The following is a 21,433-nucleotide window of genomic DNA, read 5'->3' as shown; positions in this document are numbered from 1 at the left end:
CTCATGCCACCAGTGCCCAGGCAATGAGGGCGATAGTCGAGAGGATGATCACGTACTTCAACCCGCTCAGGAGATCCGCATCGCGGATGTAGCCGCTTATGAACCCCGAGAGGATCGCCTGCAACGTCACCGCGTGGAAGAACAACACCGAAAGCAAGTCGATGTCGACGTTCTCACTGAAATCGGCGTCAGCCAACTGGCTCCCGGCACCGTCGGCAGCGACGTCGCTGCTTCCACCGGTCTCGAGTCCGGCCATCGTCCCGATGAACTGGGTCTGCAGGATGGCGATCACCGCCAGCAGCGTCATGAACGTCATGATGATGATGACCACCTGCATCCGCGTTCGGGACTTGCGTTCACGCTCGATATCGTCGTTGTTCTCGCTCGAGCGGGCGGCCGTCCGGAGCACGGCCGAAATCTGGTTCGACGCTTCTTGTGATTTCGTGATCAGCTTGATCGTCCGTGCCAGCCGCGGGATGTGATACTTGTTGTTGAACTCGATGAGCGCCTCCGAGAGGCTCATCCCGTAGTTAACCTTGGTGTGCATCAACTCGAGTTCGCGGGCGAGTTTCCCGGAGGTGGTGTCCGACACCGATTTCAGTGACTCGAGGAGGGTAAGTCCAGTGTCGTTTGCGCTCGCGAGTTTGCGCAGGTCTTCCGAGAGCGTCTTTACCACGGCCCTTCGTGAGAGGACGTTCCACTCGCGGAAGATCGCCAGCGGCACCATCGTGATGTACAGCGGCGCGTAGACGTAGATGAACGTTCCCCAGACTGGACGCTGTTTCAGGCCCTCCCACGACGTCGGTGCCGAGCCGTTGGCCATCGCGATCGTGACGACGACGAGCGCCGCCGGCACCGTCAGCGCGAGGGTGAGCAGCGGGTTGTCCCGGAAGAAGATGTGGGGCCGGCGGAGGACGTTGACCGTCTCGTGAGTTCCCTCTCGGTTTTTGATCCGGTCGAAGACGCGGTGGCTGCCGGTGTACTGCTCGATCAGCCCCAGATTGAGCAGGCCCTGTTCTTGCGCGCTTCTGATCCGGGTGTCGTCACCCGAGGTCGACGTGAGATAGCCATCGCCGGGCTCGTCGTGTTTGACCGTCGAGACGAGGACGATAAATCCGACTCCAGTGAGCGGGATCAGGCCATAGACGGCCAGGTACAGCAGGTTCGTATCGACGTCGGCATCTGGCACCATCTGCATGATCACCAGGATGATGATCAACAGGAGCGGGAACAGCGAGAGCGTCATGTACATCTCGCCGAACAGCTCGAGCGTCTCGAGAGTCAGCTCCTGTTCCTGCTTGGCCGTCCGCATGTGCTTTTCTTTCTTGTCTTCGAGGAAGCTCTCCATGTCCCCACCGCTGTTGACGATCGAGAGCATGTCCGTCAGGAACTGCGAGAGGTCGTCACTCGGGGTTTCGATCGCCTGATTGCGAATCGCCGTCCGGTAGTCGACGTCGAAGTATTCGGTCTCCTGGACGATGCTCTGGAACTCCTTTGCGACCTCGCCGTAGGTGTCGTCGGCCTCGGCCATCGCCTCGAGGATCTCGAGCTGGTTGAGTCCGCCGACCGACAGTGCGTACATGAACGAGACGGAGTCGGTCATGAGCATGTTGATCTCGCGTTTGCGCGCCGACGCTCGCGAGTACGGAATGGCGACGAGGGAGCCAAAGCCGAGGGCGAATCCGATCGTTCCGAAGAACAGCCCCGTCGCGAGGATGAGCGCGGGAATGCGCGTCATCTGGATGACCTCGAGGACGGTCGGGTTCCGGACGGGCATGCCGATGATCGTATCGACCTGCACGACGCCGGTCGCAAACAGCCCGTAGCCCAGCATCAAGCCCATCAACCAGAGAACCAACCCCGAGAGGAAGCCGACGCCGAGTGACCGCGAGAGGTACATCTCGACCGTGTCGGTCATCCGCGCCTGGGCCAGTTTCAACTCGACGTCGGAGACGAACTGGCTGTCATCCCCGAACAGCCGACTGTAGAGGGGATAAAACGTCTCCCCCAGAACGTCCGAACTGGCGGCCACGCCGCCAGGGCCATCACTCCGCTGTAAGCTCATGTGTCCGTTTCCTCCTCATCATCGCTGAAAATCGAGCCGGACTCGCCGTCTGCGTCATCGTTGTCGTCGTCATCGAAGATCGATCCATCAGCATCGTCGTCGCTGAAAATCGATCCCCCGTCGTCATCGACGGACGACGCTCCCGAATCGTCGCTAAAAATCGAGCCGGACTCGTCGTCTGCGTCATCGCTGTCCGACGATTCGTCGGCGTCGTCGCTGAAGATCGACCCCGATTCCTCGAACAACGTTTCGTCCGTCTCGGCGGCCGTCATCGACTGATCGGTCGTCGACGAGCGACCCTCATCGAGGTCGAGGGGCTCGTTCGCACCAGGCCCCGGCGGTGGCGAACCGGCATCCTCACCGGGTTCCGGTGGCGACTCAGACCCAAAGATCGAATCGAGACCACGATCGGGGAACATCTCATCGAAGTCCGACGTGTCAGGCTTGTCACCCGTATCTGACACGAGGTCAGGGTCACGGCCGGGCTCCTCTTCGAGGCGCTCGAGCGTCGATCCCATATCCGAGAACAGCCCCTCGAAGGTCTGTTCGGTGGTTCCACCCTCGTCTCCGATGTTGTCTGCGTCCCCACTCGAGTGAGTGGACGGAGCGCTCGACCCGTCGTCGGCATGGGCGGAATCGGACGACGGTGAGGGCGCGGGTTGGGACGAGGGCGAAGGCTGGGGCGAAGACGACCCTTCCCCCACACTCGATCCAGATCCAGGTTCCACGTTCCGGCTCGATTCTGGTTCAGTCTCGCCCTCGAGTTCCGGAACTGGCGTGTCAGTGTCGGCAGCTTCGATAGCAGACCCGGTCTCTGGTAGTGATTCGGACGTCGGTGTCGCCGTATCGGGTGTCGCTTCTGGCGATGCGTCGGCCGTCGCCGTTGCCTCCGCCTCGTCGCTTCCGTCGTCCATCCCGAATCCACCGTCGTCGTCGAGCCAGGACGGACTCTCGCCCGAATCGAAGCCGAACTCGGTCGAACCATCGCCGAGATCCCACGCCTCGTCCGAGACGTCCTCGTCGACGTCACCGCCGAAGTCGAACTCGTCGACATCTGCCCGATCGACCTCGATCGGTTCGGCCGGTTCGACGTCACTGAGTGCGCTCGCAAGTCCGCTCGGGACGTTGCCCCGATACTCCTCGAAGAGGGATTCCTCGGCCCGCTCGAGCAGATCCATCGCGAGGTTGTAGGTCTCGGTGGTCGAATCCGGTCGCGGGACGAGTTCCTCTTTCTCCGGATCGACGTCGATCAACACGCTCTCCATCTCCCGGAGATCCTCGAGGCTGTTCTCGAGTTGGCCGTTGGCGATGAGCGTCATGATCGTGTCCGGGTCGTTGATGAACGCCTGCGCCGTCGCGGCGACCTGAGCGTAGGTGTTGAGGTCGTTTTTGATCAGGTATGCCAGGATGACCTGGCGCTTGAACAGCTCGGTCTGCAGTTTCTCGTCGCTCCAGCCGCGGTCGAACTTGATCTCCTCGAGGGTGTTCGACTCGCCCATCTTGAGATACTCGTCGGTTTCGGCCTGCCACTGGTATACGTCCTGGACGTTGATCTCGTCGTGTTCGGCCTCGTAGTGGTTGATCTCGGTGAGCGACTTGTTCCGGCGAACCTTCTGGCCCTGCACGCGCGTCTGGGTCTGGATCGAGACCAGATCCAGTGCAGTGAACATCGTCTTCGAGACGTTGATGGGGTCGGTGGTAAATCGCTTGAGTACCTCGTCGACGGAGTCGGCGTGGAAGGTCGTATACGTCGTGTGACCCGTCGACATGACCTGGAACAGCGTTCGACCCTCTTCACCACGGATCTCACCCATCACGATGTAGTCCGGACGCTGACGGAGCGCGGCCTCGAGGAGGTCGAACTCGTCGACGTCTCCCTGGTCGTCGTCTGAGAAGGATGGCCGAGTCACCGACGCGATCCAGTTTCGCTGAGGGAGTTCGACCTCGCGGGTGTCCTCGATGGAGACGATCTTGGTGTTGCTCGGGATGAACAGCGAGACGGCGTTCAGGCTGGTCGTCTTCCCGGATGCCGTCCCGCCAGCGAAGATCAGGCTCTTGTGGTTCTCGATGGCGAGCCAGAGATAGGCCATCTCGTCGAGGCTGAACGTGTTCCAGTTGATGAGGTCGATCGGCGTGAACGGGACGTCCTTGAACTGTCGGATCGTGTAGTTCGTCCCGTGATCGGAGACCTCCTTTCCGAGAGTTAATTGGGCACGGGAGCCGTCGGGGAGCGTCGTGTCGACCTGTGGCAGTCGCTTGCTGATCCCCTTCCCCGACCGCTGGGCGAGTTTCACGACGAAGTCGTCGAGTTCGTCCTCGCCGTGGAAGATGTTCGAGATGATCTGCTCGTACCCGGAGTGGTAGACGAACACCGGCGAGTTGTAGCCGTCACAGGAGATGTCCTCGACGTTGATGTCGTGTTTGATCGGGTCGATCCGTTCGTACCCCAGGAAATCCCGTTTCAGGAGGTACAGGAGCTTTTCGACCTGGTATTCGCTCAGCGTATCCGGGTCGTCCGCGAGGATCGCTGGTTCTGGTCGCGTCTCGACCCCATCGAGTTGGAAGGATCCCCGGGTCGGGCGCTCGTCGTCCTCGTCAAGGAGCGTCCGCAGCGACTCGATAATGCCTTTCTTCGTCTTGCCACCGGTTTTCTCGAAGAGGTCGTACCGTTTCAGCAGGCGACGGGTTTCCTCCTCGATCACTTCCCGCCGACCCTCGACGTCGGCCGTGTGTTTGATCCCGTCGTCGGAGTACTTGATCGCCGTTCGTAACTTCCCCGAGAGGAACTCCTGGAGATCCTCCTCGATCTCGTTGAGGTATGGTTCGATCGCGTAGTATTTCTTCTCGTTTTCCTTCTCGGAGTGAAAGATTATGACGAACGAGTAGGGCTTGTTGACCCAGTAGCGTTCGACCTCCCTGAAGTGACGTTTTTTCGCGAACGGGACGGCCTTCTCGAGGTCGTACCGATTGACGACCGTCGTCCCGCCGATGTCGGTCGAAAAGAATTTGTCCTCGTCGAGTTCCTCGTTGACGTTGACGGTTCGTTCCTCGACGACGTCGTCCAGTTCCATCGCCGCCTGGCCGCCCACGTGAAGCTTCTGGTGGATCTCCTCCGGGTCGAACCCCAACGCCGCTTCCTCGTCGAAGGGATCGATCGAGCCGTCACTCTTGCGCGGGCGACTTCCATCCTCGTCGTAGTAGTATTCCCACTTGTAGTGTTCCCAGGTGTAGAAGTCCTTGCGAACCGGCGTCGTCTCCGGATCGACGTACTGCAAAAAGATATCCTCGAGCGTATCGGCGTTCGGGTGGAACACCTCCGCCAGCAACTCGGGGACGTCGTCCGGATGGTAGCCCAGATGTGCGGTCGGGTCGAACTCGACGCGATCCCAGGCGTCCCCGTGTGGAACGATTGGTCGATCGTCAGTCTCAAGTCCGAGCTGATCGTCGGGCCCGCTCGTCCCGTGGGGATAGAGGATCGAGATCTCGTCCTCGTAGCCGTACTCAGCCATGAAATCGGCCCACGTGTACGACCCGACGCGAGTCGCTGACCCCTGCGTCGGTTCGTGTGCATCCTGCGTTTCCGACCGATCCCCCGGCCCACCACCGTCAGAAGACGTCTCGGGGGAAGATTGGTCGACCTCCTCAGTAGCCATTGACTCCCTCCAATCTCTCACCCATCAAAAAATTCATCCAGAAATTACCAACTCTGATAATTCCGGGCGGCGTCTCCCATGTCAGAGATAGACACATCGGCCATCGTCGCAGTTTCACACTCATGGTTATACCACCGCGTTGTCCACCAGTGGTTTCAACCCCGGTTATTTTTATCTTCCGGTAAAGTTCAAAATACTATAATGATCGGGTCGTGGTAGAACAGCAACCGGCCTCTACCAACGTTGTGTCGCTCCTCGTGTAGCTTAGGGCACACTGCGTATTCACGAACGATGCTCTGGGGCTATGCGGCGGCGAGATTCGCTCGTCGGGAGGCGTTTCCCTCGTATCCGTCGTCACGACTCAGTGGGTAGTTGGTGGTCAAGAATCATCGTGTAGATACTTTGGCAGTGAACTCGAGGCACTCACACCGTCCTGAGATGAGATAGATGAGATAGGAATCCACGCGTGTGAAGGGACGAAAACCAGCGTGGCACTTTCAGGGAACGAACTTACCGAGCGCACGGTGATAGATCAACCGATGGCTATTCCCACCGATCGGCTCCTGATCATGGTTATCGTCGCGACCGGGCTCGCCGTCGTGGTCGGCGGTTGGGCGGGTGGCCTCGTCCACGCCGAGGCAACGGGCTGGGAGGAGATCGGTCTCCGCGTTGCACTCGGTGTCCTCTTTCTCGTAATATTACTCGGTGCCTGGAGCCGTTTTTCGTCGATCGACGAGGAGCAACGCGAGGACAGTTCGTAATCAGGATCGATAACTGCACCAAACATCGAGAATACTGATCGGTTAGCTGATACGTTGGCACGAGTCGTCGCTATCATGCCGTTGTTACAGGTGTTTGAAGTGATTCCGATACTTGGTGGTCTGATCGTGGTCGGCCTTTCCCTATCGCACTTAGAGCGGTCGTATTGACGGATGAAGGACTGCGAGCGTTCGAACCTGTATCACTTCCGGGGTGACGTCGAGTAATCGGTGTCCGATCCGTACTCGCCTCGGAAAGGCGGACAACCCTGTGTACGTCTGTCCGGAGATGGGGAGTCATATTCAATGATGAGACTCGCCCCGTGAAACGAGCTGAGTCTCCCTAAAACGACCGAATCACTCAGGCAGAACGCAGACTGGTAATCCCTCGCTTAATAAACGGGCCAAACAGCAGTGCGAAGATCAGAATCACCAGAATGAGTGAGAGCCACCGACTGCTACCGTACTCGAACGGATTCACGAAGATCATGTACGAACCGCCCGAAAGCTGCAACGCGGTGTAGAGGTTCGCCTCGGCGATGTCACCGAGCACCACGCCAAGGACGAACGCGATCACCGAGTAGTTGTACCGTACCATGTAGAACCCGATCACACCGAAAATGATGATCGTCAGAATGTCGATAGGGTTGATTCGGAGGGCGTATGTTCCCAAGAACGAGAGCACAACAACCATCGGGATGATGTAGTCCGTGTTGATCTTCGTTAGGTAGCCGAGTTGTGTGACCATTGAGAGCCCGAAGACGAGGATGATTACGTTCCCGACGAGCAGTGCCAGGAGCATGACGTAGGTCAGCTGTAACTCGCCGTCTGCCTGAAACATACTTGGCCCGGGCTGTAACCCGTGCATGAGAAGGCCACCGATGAGGACGGCGGTCGACGAACTCCCAGGAATACCGAACGAAATCGCCGGGACGAGCGAGCCCGCGACGGTTCCGTTGTTGGACGCTTCAGAGGCAACGACGCCAACTTCGTTCCCGCTACCAAAGGAGTCGGGATCCGATGATGATCGAACCGCCTCGGAGTACGATACGAAGTTCGACACGGTCGCGCCCGCACCAGGAATAGCGCCGACGATCATTCCGATCATGCCGGACTTGATTACCGTCACTGGCCGTTTGACCGTTGCGACAATTCCCTCCGTGATTCCAGCCCTGTCGATCACAACGTCGCCCTCCGCGATGCCACCTTCCTGGCCGGCAAGTTTCATCATCTCGGCGATGGCGAACAGGCCGATCAACACCGCGACGAAGTCGATCCCGTCAAACAGCAGAATGTGATCCGAATACCGTCGATCGATAGCGATCGGCTGTGCCGAACCAACGGTCGTGATGAGCAACCCCGCCGCCCCAGCGAGCAACCCCTTCGCGAACGAACCGCGAGTGATGACAGTGATCATCGCTAACCCGAGTAACGCGACGAGGAAACGCTCGGGGGTACCGACAGCGAGCACCATCTCGATCAACAGCGGCGAAAAGAGGATCAGCGCCGTAATGGTGAACAATCCCGCGAGGGCGGACGCAGTGGCCGAAATCGAGAGCGCCGTCGCTGCCCGCCCCTGTTGTGACATCGGATACCCGTCGAACATCGTCGCCGCGGACGACGACACACCGGGCGTGTTGATCAACACTGCAGCGATCGATCCGCCGTACATCGAACCGCTGTAGACGCCGACCAGGAGGATGATCGCGTTCCCCGCATCGAGCGGGAGCGTCAACGGAAGGATGATCGCCATTCCCAGCGGTGGGCCGAGACCAGGCAGACCGCCGACGATGATGCCGATGACGACCCCCAGGAAGACCCAGAGCATGGTTTCGAACGTGAATAACACGGCGACGGCGTCGATCAGTGTCTCGAGGCTCATACGAACCACACACCCCAGTTGAGGAAGCTGAGGAAGCGTATCAACAGCTCGAGTAAGACGTCAGGTGGTGGGGGTTCGAACCCGGTGACCCAGCCTTCGGCGATGTCCGACTGGATCAGTTCGTAGAACAGATACGCACAGACGAAACTGATGAGGACGAGGGCGACGGCTTTTGCTCTGTCCATCTTCACCCAGAGTGTCCAGGCTATGACGAACAGTGGAGTCGCGTACAGCATCCCAATCGTAAATGTCAACAACATATACCCGATACACAAAATGCCGGTGACGACAGGCCCCTTCGGATCGTCGATGTCGTAGACGTACATCGCGCCTGACTCCTCCGTTTCCGCTTGTTCGTCCGATTGATCGTCGTCCTCATCGTCCTCGATGATGTCCTCCTCCCCGAGCACCTGCATCGGTTCGGCGACGAACGATTCGGCGGACTCACCGATGTAATTCCGGAATACGATACCGATACAGAGGAGTGCTATACCGAGAGCGAGCCACACCACTCCGCTTCCGTCTTCGGTGAACGCGTTTGCTCCGATGTACAGTGCATACAGTCCGAGAGCAACAGTCACGACCGGTGCGACGATCCGCAGGTAGTTCCTCGCGAGTATCAGAAACGACAGCAAGGCTGTCGCGGCAGCGATGCGTCGCGGAAATTCAGCCGCCGCCGGGGAAAAATTCGCCGCACCGACGTACATGTACACGCCTGTGACCAGAAACAGTACGAGCAGAACGTGCTCCATTGTCGGCGGTTCTCGCAACACTTTCTCGAGGACTTTCGATACACTCCGGCCGAGCCGTTGTGCCATCTGCCTCGTGTCGTCTACCAGTGTATCCTCTTGAGTCATCGTCTAGTTAGTGTATCAAACGCCGTGTCTTCCCGTCGCTGGCGTCCGTCACGGCTGTGTCAGTGAGCGCAGTCGGAGACCATCGCATTGAGTTACCCCTCGCTTCGGCGTATTCTCCTCACTATCTCCGTGTCGAAACGGCGATTCGCGGGTCGTACGACTATTCTTCTTCTTCTGCCATTCGCAAGAACTCGTCGAACCCACCAATCGCCTCGTCAACCCGCTGTTCAATCTTGTCAACAGTGCCATCCAGTCGGTCTGCCGCCGCATCCATATCACCGTACTCGAGGATGTTACCGGTGTCTTCTGACCACGCCTGGGGATCGTCGTGATTGATGGCCTCCTCCACGGCCTCGGAGATTTGTTGTCGTACGTCTTCCGGTGTCCCCTCCGGTGCAACCTGCATCTGTCCGAACTCGGTGATCCAGGCCAGGCTGTCCCCGTAGTTGTCGATCCGGTCTATATCCGGCCAGACGTCCGTCAGATCCACGTCCATGAGGTTCACGATCGCGCTCGCCTCACCGGACTCCTCTGCGTTGACCGCGGAAGTGTTAGTTGCGAAGCCGGCTGCGACTTCGTCAGAGATCACTGCCTCCATCGCCGGACCACCACCGTCGTACGGAACGGCAGTGTCGTACTCGAGGCCGTACTCTTCTCTGAGTAACAGCGTGGTCAAGTGGCTGTCACTCCCCGCACCCTGGTGGGCGAATCCCGTGATGTCACCGTCGGCGTACGCGTCGCGAAGTCCGTCAAAGGTTTCGATTTCGTACCTGTTGTTAACGATGAGCGTGTATCCGAAGAAGCCGGCATAACTGATCGGCTCGAAGTCGTCGGGATGCCAATCATCGATTTCTTGCGCTCGCCAGGTGAAGTCCCAGCCAGGACTGTTGACGGTACCAAACGTGTGACCGTCGTTGTCCTGTGCGTGGAGCCACTCGGATCCGACCATACTGCCGGCACCTTCACGGTTATCGATCTCAATTGATTCCCCCAGTGGTTCTTCCATGTGCGGTGATAACTGGCGCGCATACGTGTCCGTCCCACCACCTTCCGACCACGGGATCATCCAGGTAAGTGACTCCGACGGGAAATCGTCTCCACCTCCGATGTCCCCGAGACACCCTGCCAGCCCCATTGTCAAACCGGTCGTCCCAGCGGCACCACACTTTAAGAATGCGCGTCGTTGCATTGTGGTTGTCAATCCCAGCCAAAGGTATTAATAATTATGTTCCTCCTATTAGACGTTCATATCCTTAAAAGAGCGTATAACTCACCACAACGCGATCTCTTCACAAAGCACGTATCACTCAATTCTCATATTGGCTGGCCTCTCTTCGATGATCAATGAGGTACGGCGGCAGCGAATCACAGCTAACAGGTAAATGAACCCAACTCCGACTCGTGATTTGGCTACCGGTTAATTCGCAAAAAGATGGTCGATCCATATGTTTTCCAAACCCCTTAGCCTAAAGCCATATAGTTCATTGATTCCGCCGAATTTAAACTACAGAACCCGCTTCGCTCTGGGTAGAAATCCGTCAGCATTCCATTCCAATCGCTCGTGATCTCCATGGGCCCTGCCGGATTTGAACCAACGACCACTCGGTATCCCACACCCCCTCACGTATGAGAGCGTGTTATGAGCCGAGCGCTCTAACCAGACTGAGCTAAGGGCCCGTAGTCGGCAGAAAACGGGCGGGCTAATTAACGCTTGCTGTCTGATACGGCTCGAGTCACCGTCCAGACCAGCCTCCCTTCGCACCGTGTATCGCACTCGAGGTCACGACACGTAGCGAACACGGGTTTCACCCTCGCTCTAGCAAATCACTCCCCGTCGAAATCCGCGAGCGTCTGGGTCTGGGTGTTCGTCCCGACGCGATGTTTGGTCGCCAAACCGGCCAGGTGTGGAGCCTCGGGAACGATCAACTGTTCACAGGCCGTCCGACAGGCGTTCGTGCTCCCGGGGAGGCAGAACACCGGCGTGTCGGCGGTAATTCCCGCAGTGGCTCGAGAGGCCATCGCCCGGGTGCCGACCTCATCCCACGACAGCGAGCGAAAGAGTTCGCCGAAACCGGGTAGTTCGCGTTCGAACAACGCCGAGACGGCATCTGGTGAGACGTCGTCGGCGGTGACGCCAGTGCCGCCGGTCGTCACGACGACGTCGACGTCGGGCTGGACGACCAGGCTCCTGACGGCCGTTCGAATGGCGGCGTAGTCGTCTCGTACCAGTTCACGCCGGCGCACCTCGTGGCCCTCGCTCTCGAAACACGCCTGGATGGTGTCGCCGCCGGGGTCGTCCGGATCTTCGTCGCCCGCTCTCGAGGTCGATACCGTCACGATGGCAACGTACAGCGGGTCGATCACGTCGTGGCCGTGGTCGTCCGTCGTTCGTCGGTCGGGATCAGTCATGTGCGTGTCTGGGGAACGAAGGGACAAATAGCCATCCCACGCAGGCGGAATCCGCGCCCGTTTCAGCGCCACCTGATCAGCCGTCAGCGCTCCTCACTCGCACGCTCATCACCAACACTCCCGCTCAGCACTCGAGACCACCACCGTCCGATTCATCGCCGTCGGCGTGGGATTCTCGAACGTCGACCAACGTTCCGGCCCCGCCTCGAGTTCCGCATCGGTGACCAGACACTCGTCGAGCCGGTCGAACAGAGGGTCGAGCTCGAGGTCGTGACCGATGACCGCCAGGCGGGTTTCCCGGTCGCCCCAGGTGTCGTCCCAGGGGAGATCCGGCTGGCTGGCGCGGTAGGTCTCCTGTTGCTGGGCGGAGAAACTGGCGATCCACCTACCGGTGACCTCGAGGCTGGTTTCGGTCGCGGCGAGACTCATCGTGATTGCCTGCTCCTCGCGGCCAGCAACCCAGGTGAGGCCTTTCATCCGGATCAGTCCGTCGGGCGGGTGCTCGAGGAACTCGACCAGTCGCTCAGGGTGGAACGGGCGCACGCGGTGGTAGGTGTCGACGACGATGCCGTATCGTTCTAGTGGGTGGACGTGGTCGCGGGCGTGATCGTGACCGTCATGATCGTGGTCATGGTCGTCTTGGTGGTGTAGCCCATGATCGTGGTCGTCGTCGTCGTCGGGATCATTGTCGGAGTCGTCGTGATCATGTTCGTAAAACGAGTGGCCATCGTCACCGTCGATCGCCCGCTTCCATCCCGCGGCCTCCCGTGCGACCGAGAAGTCGAACAGGCCGGTGTCGAGGACGGTATCGACCGCGAGATCGCCGTAGGACGTCGTGTGAATCGCCGCACGCGGCTGGAGTGCCTCGAGCGCGTCGACGACCGCGCCCAGTTCGGTCTCGGAGACAAGATCACATTTGTTGACCACGAGAAGATCACAGAACTCGATTTGCTCGAGCAAGAGATCGGACAACGGGCGCGTCCCCGCCTCGTCCGGCTCTGACTGCGTCGGGGGCTCACTCGTGCCGTCCGCGAGGAACGTATCGGAGAACTGGCGGGCGTTGACCACCGTGACGATAGCGTCGAGATCGTATGGGCCGCCGGCTGGACCGCGGACGAACTGGTGGGCGATCGGCTCGGGTTCGCCGACGCCGGAGGCTTCGACGACGAGCGCATCGAAATCGTGTCGTTTCCAGAGGTTCACGACGGCACGAGAGAGGTCGCCGCCGAGGCTACAGCAGATACAGCCGTTCTCGAGGGCGACGACCTCCTCACCGGTCTCGAGATCCGTACGCGTCTCGACCAGATCCGCGTCGACGTTCACCTCGCCGACGTCGTTGACGACGACGGCGATCTCGCGGTCGTCTTGCTCGAGTAGCTGCGACAACAGTGTCGTCTTTCCGGCACCGAGGGCCCCACAGAGGATCGTGACAGGCACGGCCATGTACTCGAGTGCTCGAGCGGAGGCACCTTGTGCCTGTGGATCGACGTCGCCGAGCACGATTTAGACGTCGCAAGGACGTCACTTGAACGTTAGCAAGACGTCAGCAGGTAGAGACACAGCACACGCACCATTTGTACCGGTCGAAACAAAAGCGCCGAAGCCAGGACTCGAACCTGGGACCGCCTCGTTAACAGCGAGGTGCTCTACCAACTGAGCTACTTCGGCTCATCTGCAGGTTGTCGGGTCGATTTGATAGGGCTTTCGTTTTTCCCGCGGTCGTGTTCGTCGGTGACATACGAGGTCGGTTGCAGGTCGATACGCTTTCCCCCATCGCTCGAGTACGCCTCCGTAATGACCGACGACACGGCCCGTGGCGAATCGAACGCCGACGAGGCCGACGACGCGTCCACTGACGGGGAACCCACGTTCGAGGCCGTCACTCGAGCAGTGCTCGCGGAGATCGAACCCGACGAGAACGAGCGGGCAATCCTTCGAGCAACCGCCACAACGCTGCTCGAGCGCGCGGCGACAGCCGCAACCGACCGCAGTCCCGGTGCAGACGTCCTCCAGGTCGGCTCGAGCGCGCGGGACACCTGGATTAGCGGCGATCGAGACATCGACATCTTCGTTCGCTTTCCACCGACGATCGACCGCCAGACGCTCGAAACGTACGGGCTCGAGGTCGGGCACGAAACGTTGCCCTCAGGGCACGAGGAGTACGCCGAACATCCCTACGTCAAAGGGGAGTACGACGGGTTCGACGTGGATCTCGTCCCCTGCTTTCGCCTGGAGGATGCCACCGACATCAGGTCGGCTGTCGACAGAACACCGTTTCACAACTGGTATCTCGAGGAGCGCCTCGACGACGACCTCGTCGACGACGTTCGCCTTGCCAAGCAGTTTCTCAAGGGAATCGGGGCCTACGGGTCGAACCTCAGGACTGAAGGGTTCAGCGGCTACCTGACAGAACTCCTCGTCGTCGAGTACGGCGGCTTTCGCTCGTTTCTCGAAGCCGCAGCCGACTGGCACCCGCCCGTCGAACTCGATCCCGAAGACCACGGACAGGCCACGTTCGATGACCCACTGATCGTCATCGATCCGACTGACCCCGGACGGAACGTCGCGGCTGTCTGCTCGGCCGAAAACGTCGCCCGCGTCCAGCACTACGCCCGCGAACTCCTCGAGGCACCCAACCCCGGACTCTTCGACGCCGAACCGCCGGAGCCACTCGAGGTCGACGCCCTCGAGACGCACCTCGAGCGCCGGGACACGACACCGGTCGCGATCCGGTTCGATGCCCCCGATGTTGTCGACGATCAACTGTATCCACAGCTCAGAAAATCGCTCGAGGGGGTACGACGTGGCCTCGACGATCGCGGGTTCGAGGTGTTCCGCGCCGAGTCCTTCGCCGATGAGACGGGCGTCCTGTACCTCGAGCTCGCAGTCACCGAACGACCCGCAATCGAGCGCCACGAAGGGCCGCCGGTGCACGTCCGAACCCACGCCGAAGGGTTCTTCGACGCCTATACGAACGACGACACCGTCTACGGCCCGTTTCTCGACGGCGATCGGTACGTCGTCGAGCGCGAACGCGACTATCGGAGTGCTATCGCGTTTCTCGAGAGCGACGACCTCTTCGGCGTGAGCCTCGGCGCACACGTCGAAACCGCCCTCGAAGAACGCTACGACATCCTCGTCGATGACGAGGTGACCGCACTACTCGAGGAGTTCCCGCGAGCACTGGCCCGGTTTTACGATCCTACGCCGTGATCGAATCTCGAGTGCATCCGAGGCAGAGAGAAAATCAGACTACGAATCGTCGTGGGCATCCTCGATGATGCCCTCCATGAGCGAGCCAACGTTCGGCCCCTCCTGATCGCGCGTCTGTTCCGGGTAGATACCGATCGCGACGACGAGGTCGTCGTCCGTTTGCACGGCCTCTGACACGTGGATGCGTACGTCCACGTCCTGGCCGTCGAACTGTGCATCGGCGCTAAATTGGGAGACTGTCGTCCCTTCGCCGAGGATCGTCACCGACTCGTCGCCCTGGTGGGTGATATCACCGATGTCGTCGTAATTATCCTCGACGAGGGAGACGAGTTCGTCGGTCGACATATCCTCGACCGGGTTGAGTTCTCGGCCAGCAACTTCGACCTTCGGCGTCGTCAACACCATGAACACGGCTGCTCGCTGGCGACCCAGTGGGCCGAGATCGATAGCTTTCTCGTGTTCGGTCAGGTAGTTCGTCACCCGAATCGTCTCCGTATAGAGGACGGCATCGAACTCCTCTTCGATTCCGATCGGTTCGACCTTCGTCTGTTCGTAGCCGGTATCCGCGAGCACACCTTCGTCGACGCCGGCCGGTTTCGATTCGTGGCTGTCGAGTCCCAGCACACCCAGGCATCCCGAGAGACTTGCAATCCCCACGACACCTGCCCCCGTGAGGACATTTCTGCGATGCATTACGAATTCCCTACCCATCCAGTTCGTATGAGTTTGTTGGCCCCCGACGTGACGTTTTGATGACGCGTGTCACCGAACGGATCGAGGCCCGGGTTACTCGAGTCCGTGTGTCACGGATACCGCTTCGAGCAACGCATCGACGTCGTCGCTCACACCGTTGTCGGGGCCGAGTGGATCGCGTCCGTCGAACGTCTCGTGAACCAGGCCAACGCTGTCGGCGAGTACCTCGAGCCCGTAGCCACCCTCGAGGACGAACGCCAGTCCAGCGCCCACGTTGTCGACGAACGATCGTATCCCATCGGTCATGAGCGCGTACGCCTCCGTCGAGAGGCGAATGCGCGAAATCGGATCGTGGCGATGCGCATCGAAGCCAGCGCTGACGAGGACGAGATCGGGGTCGTACGTCTTCAAGCGCGGGAGGATCACCCGGTCGAACGCCGCACAGTAGTCGCCGTCGTGGGCCCCCGCAGGCATCGGGACGTTCATCGTCGTTCCCGCTCCCGCTCCACGACCGGTTTCGTCGACCTCACCCGTCCCCGGGTACAGCCCTTTTTCGTGGAGGGAGACGACGAACACGTCCTCCCTGTCGTAAAAGATATCTTGCGTTCCGTTCCCGTGATGGACGTCCCAGTCGAGGACCACCACCCGGTCGACGCCGTGTTCGTCGAGTGCGTACTGAGCAGCGACGGCCACGTTGTTGACGAAACAGAATCCCATTGCGTCGTCGACCACGGCGTGATGACCAGGTGGCCGCCCAATCGAAAACGGCGTTTGTCGTCCGTCGTCGCCCTCGATCGCTCGTTCGGCTGCCCAGCAGGCGAGTCCAGCGCTCATCCGGACGGCATCCCAGGTCTCCTCGGTGGCAGTCGTATCCGGATCCCAGTTGCCCCCGCCATCGGCACAGAACGCACGGACGTCCTCGAGATAGTTCCTGTCGTGCACGCCAGCCATACGATCGATCGAGACGGGGTCGGCCTCGACGTACTCGACCTCGTGTTTGTGTTTGAGCCCCCCTCGAATCGCCCGGAGGCGATCCGGTGTCTCCGGATGGCGCGGCCCGGGGTCGTGGTCGAGACAGGTGGCGCTATACCCAAATCGCATATGGTTACTCAAAGAGGGCGAAGTACGTCTCTATATCGTCCGCCGTGATCGTTCGGCGGTCGGCATGGTGAGCGAGTGTAGCCGCGGCCCGTGCCACGTTATCGGCGTAGTCCTCGAGGATGTCCGCGAGTGCGATGCGCGCGTCCATCGAGACGCGGTAGTTGTCGTCGATGTCGATGCGTGCGATCCGATCGACGGGTGCAACCGGCAACTCGAGTGTGTCTTTATCGACGAGCGTTTCGACCTCGAAGTCTTCGGCCATCAGCGTCTTTCGCCCATCGGCCGTCGCGCGTTCGGCCGCGTCGACGGCCAGGCGTGCCCCGTGAACCTGAATTTCCTTCGCGAGTTCCTCAGACGCGCCCGCGCTTACCCGAAGTTCCCCCGCGTTTCGCCGGATGATGGTGTCCACCGGAGCGAACGGGAGTTCGACGTTCATACACAGATAGCCGAAGTTGACCTTCTTAATGCTTTTCGTACAGGCGACCGGCCGTCTTCGCTAGTGGCGTTCCAAACCAGAACTGGTGGGTGCAATCGATTGTGGTCGTCCGAGTTTACCCAACAGTCGACGTTTGGAACGGTACTAGAAGACGTCATCGGCTTCGAGCCGCCCGTCACGAACTCGTCCGCGAGCGGTCACTTCCTCACCGAGTCCGACGTCGGCAGACGTCTCGACGCTCATCGTCGTGTCGCCGTCGTCGAGGACGACCGGGTCGCCAGCCTGAACGACGACGCCCGTGAACTCGATCGGTTCGTCCGAGTCGCCGTCCTCGACCGGATCGGGAGCCGGTGACGCAGAATCGGCCTCGGTCTCTTCATCGGTTGACGCCGATTCAGCGCCGCCGTCTGCATCGGTGAACGCCGACAGGCCGGTCGACTCGTCGTCCCTCGCGTCGCCTGCGTCACCGCCACCGCCGTCACCCAGGATGGTTACCGTCGATCGCCAGCCGGCCGACGCCTCGAGGTCGTCCTGCCAGCCGTCTTTGATCTCGACGTCCGCGAGAGCGACCTCGTCACCGGGGCCGACGTCCACGTCGGCTTTCTCGCCCCACATCGCGACCCGAATGTCGCCGGTCGCATCCTGGACGCGAATGTTTCGTACCTGCCCCTCGGAGCCGTCGTCCCGATCGAACGTCCGCACCGGATCGGCGGAGCGAACGACGCCGGCAATGTCGACGGTCTCGCCGATCTCGAGTTGTTCGATCGGTGTACTCTCGGGGACGTACTCCACGTCCTCGTCGACGGTTTCGATCGCGCCGCGGTTCCCGACGTGGAGCTCGAGCGCGCCGTCACGGTCGCGCACGTAGCCGTCGACGACCTCGACGGTTTCCCCGGGGGTGAACTCGTCGGCGAGGTCGGCCTGCTCGTCCCAGAGGGTCACGCGAATCCGGCCGGTCGAATCGCCCAGAGTGAGGTTCGAGACTTTACCCGTCGAGCCGTCGTCCCGGTCGAACGTTCGAACCGAATCGGTATCGAGAACGACGCCGACGAGCGTCACGTCCGAGAGGCCGAGCGACAGTGCCTCGACGGTGTAAGTGTCGGTGAGTTGGACGTCGATCTCAGTCTCGTCGTCCGGTTGGACGTCGTCGACACTGACCTCGACGCCGCTGAAGCCCTCCTTCGGCCGGCCTTTGATCTTCAATACCTGGCCTTCCTCGAGTTCGTTGATCGCCGCCTCGGCGTGTTCGTCCCAGAACGCCGCCCGGATACTTCCGGTTTCGTCGGCGACTTCGACGTTGACGACGCGGCCGTCTTCGTCCTCGCCGTCGCGCTCGAACGTTCGGAGGTCGCCGATGCGCACCACCTTGGCGACGAACTTCGCTTCCTCCATCCCGGGTTCGACGTCGGCTACCCCGTTGACCTCGCTCTCGCCGAGTTCGTGCGCGATCAGCATCGCCGCCGTTTCCTCGTCGGCGAGCCCACCCATCTGCTCGACTTTGGCCTCGACGGCCTCGCGAAACTCCTCGAGGGAGACGTCAGCCTCGAGGTCTTCGTAAATACCCTCGATCTCGCTCATTCTATGCTCGTGCATGGGTAGCCCGCGCATAAGCATTGTCCATTTGCTGTCGGCACCAGTGAACATTCCTCGAACTACCGGTAGCAGTGTTCGTCCGACTGATAGCGATTCTTGGCGATCCTGAGACACGCGAGCAGTGACGGCTTGCCTCGAGTGTCTCAACAGTTCCAAGAATCACTATGACTCACCACTCTTCCAAGGCCCCTGATCGGCATGTCGTCGGGAGCGTCGCGCTCTCGGTCGTCGTCGGCTCATACCGGTACTGGTTCGCGTTCGTATTTAAAGTCTCAGCGAAGCCAGGGCTCGAACGCACGATAAAAAGAAAAGTCTCGATCTGTTAGTAGTCGAACGCAGTCCCCTCAGTCCGTGGTGTCGTCATCGTCTTCTTCGTCGTCGCCGACACCGTCATCTTCTTCGTCGTCACCGACACCGTCGTCTTCTTCGTCGTCATCGACACCATCGTCTTCTTCGTCGTCGCCGACACCGTCATCTTCTTCGTCGTCACCGACATCGTCGTCTTCTTCATCGTCGCCGAAGTCGTCGTCTTCTTCATCGTCACCGACACCGTCATCTTCTTCGTCGTCGCCGAAGTCGTCGTCTTCCTCGTCGTCGCCGACATCGTCATCTAGCCCATCCTCGTCGTCAACCGGTTCGCCCTCGTCGTCAATCTCGTCGCCAGGGCCTTCATCAGTACAGCCCGCGAGTGCGGCGACCGTACATGCGCTAGCTACGGTTACGAATCGACGTCTGCTGAGTGGGTTGTCTGGCATAGTGCCAGTTGGTGGGCCAACGGAGTGCCACATAAGCGACGGTCACCGTCCGCCGTGATTGACTCGAATTGCAGCCAGTTTAGACTGTCTCGCCGTCGAAACGATCCGCAGGCTACCGTTTCAGTTTTGGGCGTCGGGAGTAGGCCGAAGATATTGTCAGCCGTTCACACGCCGCAACAATCAACGTGCATAGATGCTGAATCACGCGATCACGGCTCCGTTTCGACGAGGGAACGAACGAAATTCGACCATTCTACCGTTGCGTTTATCGATCAACGATTCCCTCGAGATCGTCACGCCGCCACAGCGTCCGCCTATGACCGTTCATCGGTGCGTTAGCAGTCAAATAAGCCTCACAGGGGAGGGGTACAGGATACGTGGCCAACACGATAGGGTTCCCAGGCGAGTGAAGGTCGAGAGGAAACAGGGGTTCAGTCACGCGTGACGCTCACTCGAGGTGCGTGCATAGCGGGAACACGCCCCAAAATCACCAGACGGTGGGCACCGGTCTTTCGAAAGGGCTTTAACGCACTCCGGGTTACTTGGATATGAGTCCTGGTAGGGTAGTGGACTATCCTCTTGGCTTGCGGAGCCAGGGACCGGAGTTCAAATCTCCGTCAGGACGCTCACTTTGTTCGCGACGTTACGTTCCCAGTGCCCGCATCGTGGTCGATAGACTCTGTCAGGGTGTCTAAACGGGATCTGATCGACGAACGCACACCATCCGCGAGTGTCGCCGCCACCACCCAGAACACATTACTCGACGGCGTGAAAACGACCACGTATGGTAGACGAAGACGACGAGTCGGCACTATCGTGGTACACGCTCGAGGGAACTCGCATCAGCCCGAAACGAATGGCGGTCGACACGGGCGACGCAGAGTTCGAAATCGGTCGTGACGTCAACCCGGTCGAGTACATGCTCAGCTCGGTCGCCGGCTGTCTCAATTCGACGGGGACGATGGTCGCACGAGACATGGATATCCGCATCGAGTCGCTGTCAGTGACCGTCGAGGGTGGCGTCGACTATTCGGCCTACAGGGGCGAGGAGACCGACGCCCGGCCCGGCTTCCAGGGGATCGAAGTCGACATCGAGATCGACGCCGAGGCAACGGACGACGAACTCGAGGCGTGGCTCGAGGGCGTGAAAACACGGTGTCCGATCACCGACAACGTCGAACACGAGACGGGGATCGACGTGTCGTTGTCGACGGTTTGAGCCAGATCCGGCTTTGTGATGGTGCGGAGAGCCGAACCAGCGACGGCATCGGTCGACGAGTGCACCAGCTCGAGCGTTATGGCACGCTCCTCGCGAACGGCAGTCGGCAGTGGGCAGTCGACACTCGAGCGCGTCGCTCGAGAGGGGATGTCGTCACTCGACGGAGGAAATAGGTGAGAGGAGTAAGCCCCCTTCTGTTCATCCCGGCATTCGGCTGAGCGTTCGCGTCGCCCGCGGCGAACCGCGGCGTTGTCGGGCTACCTGCGACGGGAACTTGCACCGGTGAGGGTTCGCCGTTCCATCGATCCTCGGCCGTCTGTGTGGCGGTATCACCGCCTCACCTAATGCGGTCGGTACACGACCGCGCGCTCTCTGCGGGTTGACTCCCCGTCCTTGCGGTTGGGTTCGCACGCATCATCGATCGGGCCGAGACGTGTCGTTTCTGTTCCAGAGCCAGCGGTCTCCCGCTCCGGACTTGCGTCCGGTCACCCGCCCAACGGGTGGGGGGACTTTCCTCGCGGGCGCGAACGAACAGGTCGCTCGCGTCTGGTGGCCGACCCGATTCGGGGCGGCCATCGCGGCAGCCAGGCTCTCTCTCCCACTGAGTGGTAGGGTCGGAACTCGGTTAAGTGTCTCGATTGGAACGATCCTACCAGTCGGTCGTGGGACAGGCTACGCGGGCTCTATCGCCGTTTAACAGCTCGATAATGAAGTGTGCAGGGTTGTTTCGTCCTCTCGTGAATAACCGGTTCGCACAGGAACTCGTTCGTAACAGATCGGTGAGTGGGAAATCGACCGG

At 60.3% G+C, this 21,433-nt stretch carries 15 protein-coding genes, 3 tRNA genes and 1 other RNA gene; 4 read left to right on the top strand and 15 right to left on the bottom strand.

Annotated features, from left to right (window positions below; all coding sequences use genetic code 11):
* Position 1 precedes the first annotated feature (1 nt).
* On the bottom strand, positions 2-2,065 hold the full coding sequence (locus NGM68_RS02520; protein WP_252700077.1) for a type II secretion system F family protein: 2,064 nt from the start codon (positions 2,063-2,065) through the stop codon (positions 2-4).
* Positions 2,062-5,718 (bottom strand): type II/IV secretion system ATPase subunit, encoded by a 3,657-nt coding sequence (locus tag NGM68_RS02515; RefSeq protein ID WP_252700076.1) that lies wholly within the window; start codon positions 5,716-5,718, stop codon positions 2,062-2,064. Before NGM68_RS02515 ends, NGM68_RS02520 begins: the two co-directional genes overlap by 4 nt.
* A gap of 539 nt (positions 5,719-6,257) precedes the next feature.
* Here NGM68_RS02515 and NGM68_RS02510 point away from each other — a divergent pair.
* Entirely contained in the window at positions 6,258-6,479 is a 222-nt protein-coding gene (locus tag NGM68_RS02510; RefSeq protein WP_252700075.1) for a hypothetical protein, read from the top strand.
* 358 nt (positions 6,480-6,837) lie between these two features.
* Here NGM68_RS02510 and NGM68_RS02505 read toward each other — a convergent pair whose 3' ends face one another.
* The 7 genes from NGM68_RS02505 to NGM68_RS02475 all read right to left on the bottom strand — a co-directional run bounded on the left by NGM68_RS02505 (position 6,838) and on the right by NGM68_RS02475 (position 13,292).
* Complete coding sequence (locus NGM68_RS02505; RefSeq protein ID WP_252700074.1) at positions 6,838-8,358, bottom strand: tripartite tricarboxylate transporter permease; 1,521 nt, start codon at positions 8,356-8,358, stop codon at positions 6,838-6,840.
* Complete coding sequence (locus NGM68_RS02500; RefSeq protein ID WP_252700073.1) at positions 8,355-9,110, bottom strand: hypothetical protein; 756 nt, start codon at positions 9,108-9,110, stop codon at positions 8,355-8,357. Before NGM68_RS02500 ends, NGM68_RS02505 begins: the two co-directional genes overlap by 4 nt.
* A gap of 265 nt (positions 9,111-9,375) precedes the next feature.
* Entirely contained in the window at positions 9,376-10,404 is a 1,029-nt protein-coding gene (locus tag NGM68_RS02495) for a Bug family tripartite tricarboxylate transporter substrate binding protein (RefSeq protein WP_252700072.1), read from the bottom strand.
* A 382-nt stretch (positions 10,405-10,786) separates the two neighbouring features.
* Positions 10,787-10,892 (bottom strand) — tRNA-Ile (locus tag NGM68_RS02490).
* Between the two features lie 147 nt (positions 10,893-11,039).
* Positions 11,040-11,624 carry a MogA/MoaB family molybdenum cofactor biosynthesis protein gene (locus NGM68_RS02485; RefSeq protein ID WP_252700071.1) on the bottom strand — a complete coding sequence of 195 codons (585 nt, stop codon included), beginning with the start codon at positions 11,622-11,624 and terminating at the stop codon, positions 11,040-11,042.
* 108 nt (positions 11,625-11,732) lie between these two features.
* Positions 11,733-13,067 carry a CobW family GTP-binding protein gene (locus NGM68_RS02480; protein ID WP_252701366.1) on the bottom strand — a complete coding sequence of 445 codons (1,335 nt, stop codon included), beginning with the start codon at positions 13,065-13,067 and terminating at the stop codon, positions 11,733-11,735.
* A gap of 152 nt (positions 13,068-13,219) precedes the next feature.
* Positions 13,220-13,292, bottom strand: a tRNA-Asn gene (locus tag NGM68_RS02475).
* 126 nt (positions 13,293-13,418) lie between these two features.
* Between NGM68_RS02475 and cca the strand changes: the two genes are divergently transcribed.
* On the top strand, positions 13,419-14,837 hold the full coding sequence (cca, locus tag NGM68_RS02470; protein WP_252700070.1) for a CCA tRNA nucleotidyltransferase: 1,419 nt from the start codon (positions 13,419-13,421) through the stop codon (positions 14,835-14,837).
* Between the two features lie 39 nt (positions 14,838-14,876).
* Here cca and NGM68_RS02465 read toward each other — a convergent pair whose 3' ends face one another.
* The 5 genes from NGM68_RS02465 to NGM68_RS02445 all read right to left on the bottom strand — a co-directional run bounded on the left by NGM68_RS02465 (position 14,877) and on the right by NGM68_RS02445 (position 19,415).
* On the bottom strand, positions 14,877-15,530 hold the full coding sequence (locus tag NGM68_RS02465) for a DUF6517 family protein (protein WP_252700069.1): 654 nt from the start codon (positions 15,528-15,530) through the stop codon (positions 14,877-14,879).
* A gap of 93 nt (positions 15,531-15,623) precedes the next feature.
* Positions 15,624-16,631, bottom strand: coding sequence for a histone deacetylase family protein (locus NGM68_RS02460; protein WP_252700068.1), 1,008 nt, complete (start codon positions 16,629-16,631; stop codon positions 15,624-15,626).
* Positions 16,632-16,635: 4 nt separating this feature from the next.
* A complete protein-coding gene (locus NGM68_RS02455; RefSeq protein WP_252700067.1) occupies positions 16,636-17,067 on the bottom strand; it encodes a histone in 432 nt (143 codons plus the stop codon).
* Between the two features lie 144 nt (positions 17,068-17,211).
* Complete coding sequence (locus tag NGM68_RS02450; RefSeq protein ID WP_252700066.1) at positions 17,212-18,645, bottom strand: single-stranded DNA binding protein; 1,434 nt, start codon at positions 18,643-18,645, stop codon at positions 17,212-17,214.
* Positions 18,646-19,004: 359 nt separating this feature from the next.
* Positions 19,005-19,415 carry a hypothetical protein gene (locus NGM68_RS02445; protein ID WP_252700065.1) on the bottom strand — a complete coding sequence of 137 codons (411 nt, stop codon included), beginning with the start codon at positions 19,413-19,415 and terminating at the stop codon, positions 19,005-19,007.
* A 552-nt stretch (positions 19,416-19,967) separates the two neighbouring features.
* Here NGM68_RS02445 and NGM68_RS02440 point away from each other — a divergent pair.
* Positions 19,968-20,040, top strand: a tRNA-Arg gene (locus tag NGM68_RS02440).
* Between the two features lie 159 nt (positions 20,041-20,199).
* Positions 20,200-20,634: an OsmC family protein gene (locus tag NGM68_RS02435; protein WP_252700064.1), complete on the top strand. Its 435-nt coding sequence runs from the start codon at positions 20,200-20,202 to the stop codon at positions 20,632-20,634.
* A gap of 171 nt (positions 20,635-20,805) precedes the next feature.
* On the opposite strand, the gene rnpB is transcribed toward NGM68_RS02435, so the two are convergent.
* Positions 20,806-21,234, bottom strand: an RNA gene (gene rnpB / locus NGM68_RS02430) — RNase P RNA component.
* Positions 21,235-21,433 lie beyond the last annotated feature (199 nt).

Source organism: Natronosalvus vescus, from assembly GCF_023973145.1.
In the GTDB taxonomy this organism is placed as follows: domain Archaea; phylum Halobacteriota; class Halobacteria; order Halobacteriales; family Natrialbaceae; genus Natronosalvus; species Natronosalvus vescus.
This window is presented reverse-complemented; position numbering and strand designations above follow the sequence as displayed.

Coding starts and splice junctions, on each gene's coding strand:
- NGM68_RS02435 (WP_252700064.1), top strand. CDS start 20,200: ATGGTAGACGAAGACGACGAGTCGGCACTATCGTGGTACACGCTCGAG.
- NGM68_RS02480 (WP_252701366.1), bottom strand. CDS start 13,067: ATGGCCGTGCCTGTCACGATCCTCTGTGGGGCCCTCGGTGCCGGAAAG.
- NGM68_RS02520 (WP_252700077.1), bottom strand. CDS start 2,065: ATGAGCTTACAGCGGAGTGATGGCCCTGGCGGCGTGGCCGCCAGTTCG.
- NGM68_RS02495 (WP_252700072.1), bottom strand. CDS start 10,404: ATGCAACGACGCGCATTCTTAAAGTGTGGTGCCGCTGGGACGACCGGT.
- NGM68_RS02450 (WP_252700066.1), bottom strand. CDS start 18,645: ATGAGCGAGATCGAGGGTATTTACGAAGACCTCGAGGCTGACGTCTCC.
- cca (WP_252700070.1), top strand. CDS start 13,419: ATGACCGACGACACGGCCCGTGGCGAATCGAACGCCGACGAGGCCGAC.
- NGM68_RS02505 (WP_252700074.1), bottom strand. CDS start 8,358: ATGAGCCTCGAGACACTGATCGACGCCGTCGCCGTGTTATTCACGTTC.
- NGM68_RS02465 (WP_252700069.1), bottom strand. CDS start 15,530: ATGCATCGCAGAAATGTCCTCACGGGGGCAGGTGTCGTGGGGATTGCA.
- NGM68_RS02500 (WP_252700073.1), bottom strand. CDS start 9,110: ATGGAGCACGTTCTGCTCGTACTGTTTCTGGTCACAGGCGTGTACATG.
- NGM68_RS02510 (WP_252700075.1), top strand. CDS start 6,258: ATGGCTATTCCCACCGATCGGCTCCTGATCATGGTTATCGTCGCGACC.
- NGM68_RS02455 (WP_252700067.1), bottom strand. CDS start 17,067: ATGAACGTCGAACTCCCGTTCGCTCCGGTGGACACCATCATCCGGCGA.
- NGM68_RS02485 (WP_252700071.1), bottom strand. CDS start 11,624: ATGACTGATCCCGACCGACGAACGACGGACGACCACGGCCACGACGTG.
- NGM68_RS02515 (WP_252700076.1), bottom strand. CDS start 5,718: ATGGCTACTGAGGAGGTCGACCAATCTTCCCCCGAGACGTCTTCTGAC.
- NGM68_RS02460 (WP_252700068.1), bottom strand. CDS start 16,631: ATGCGATTTGGGTATAGCGCCACCTGTCTCGACCACGACCCCGGGCCG.
- NGM68_RS02445 (WP_252700065.1), bottom strand. CDS start 19,415: ATGCCAGACAACCCACTCAGCAGACGTCGATTCGTAACCGTAGCTAGC.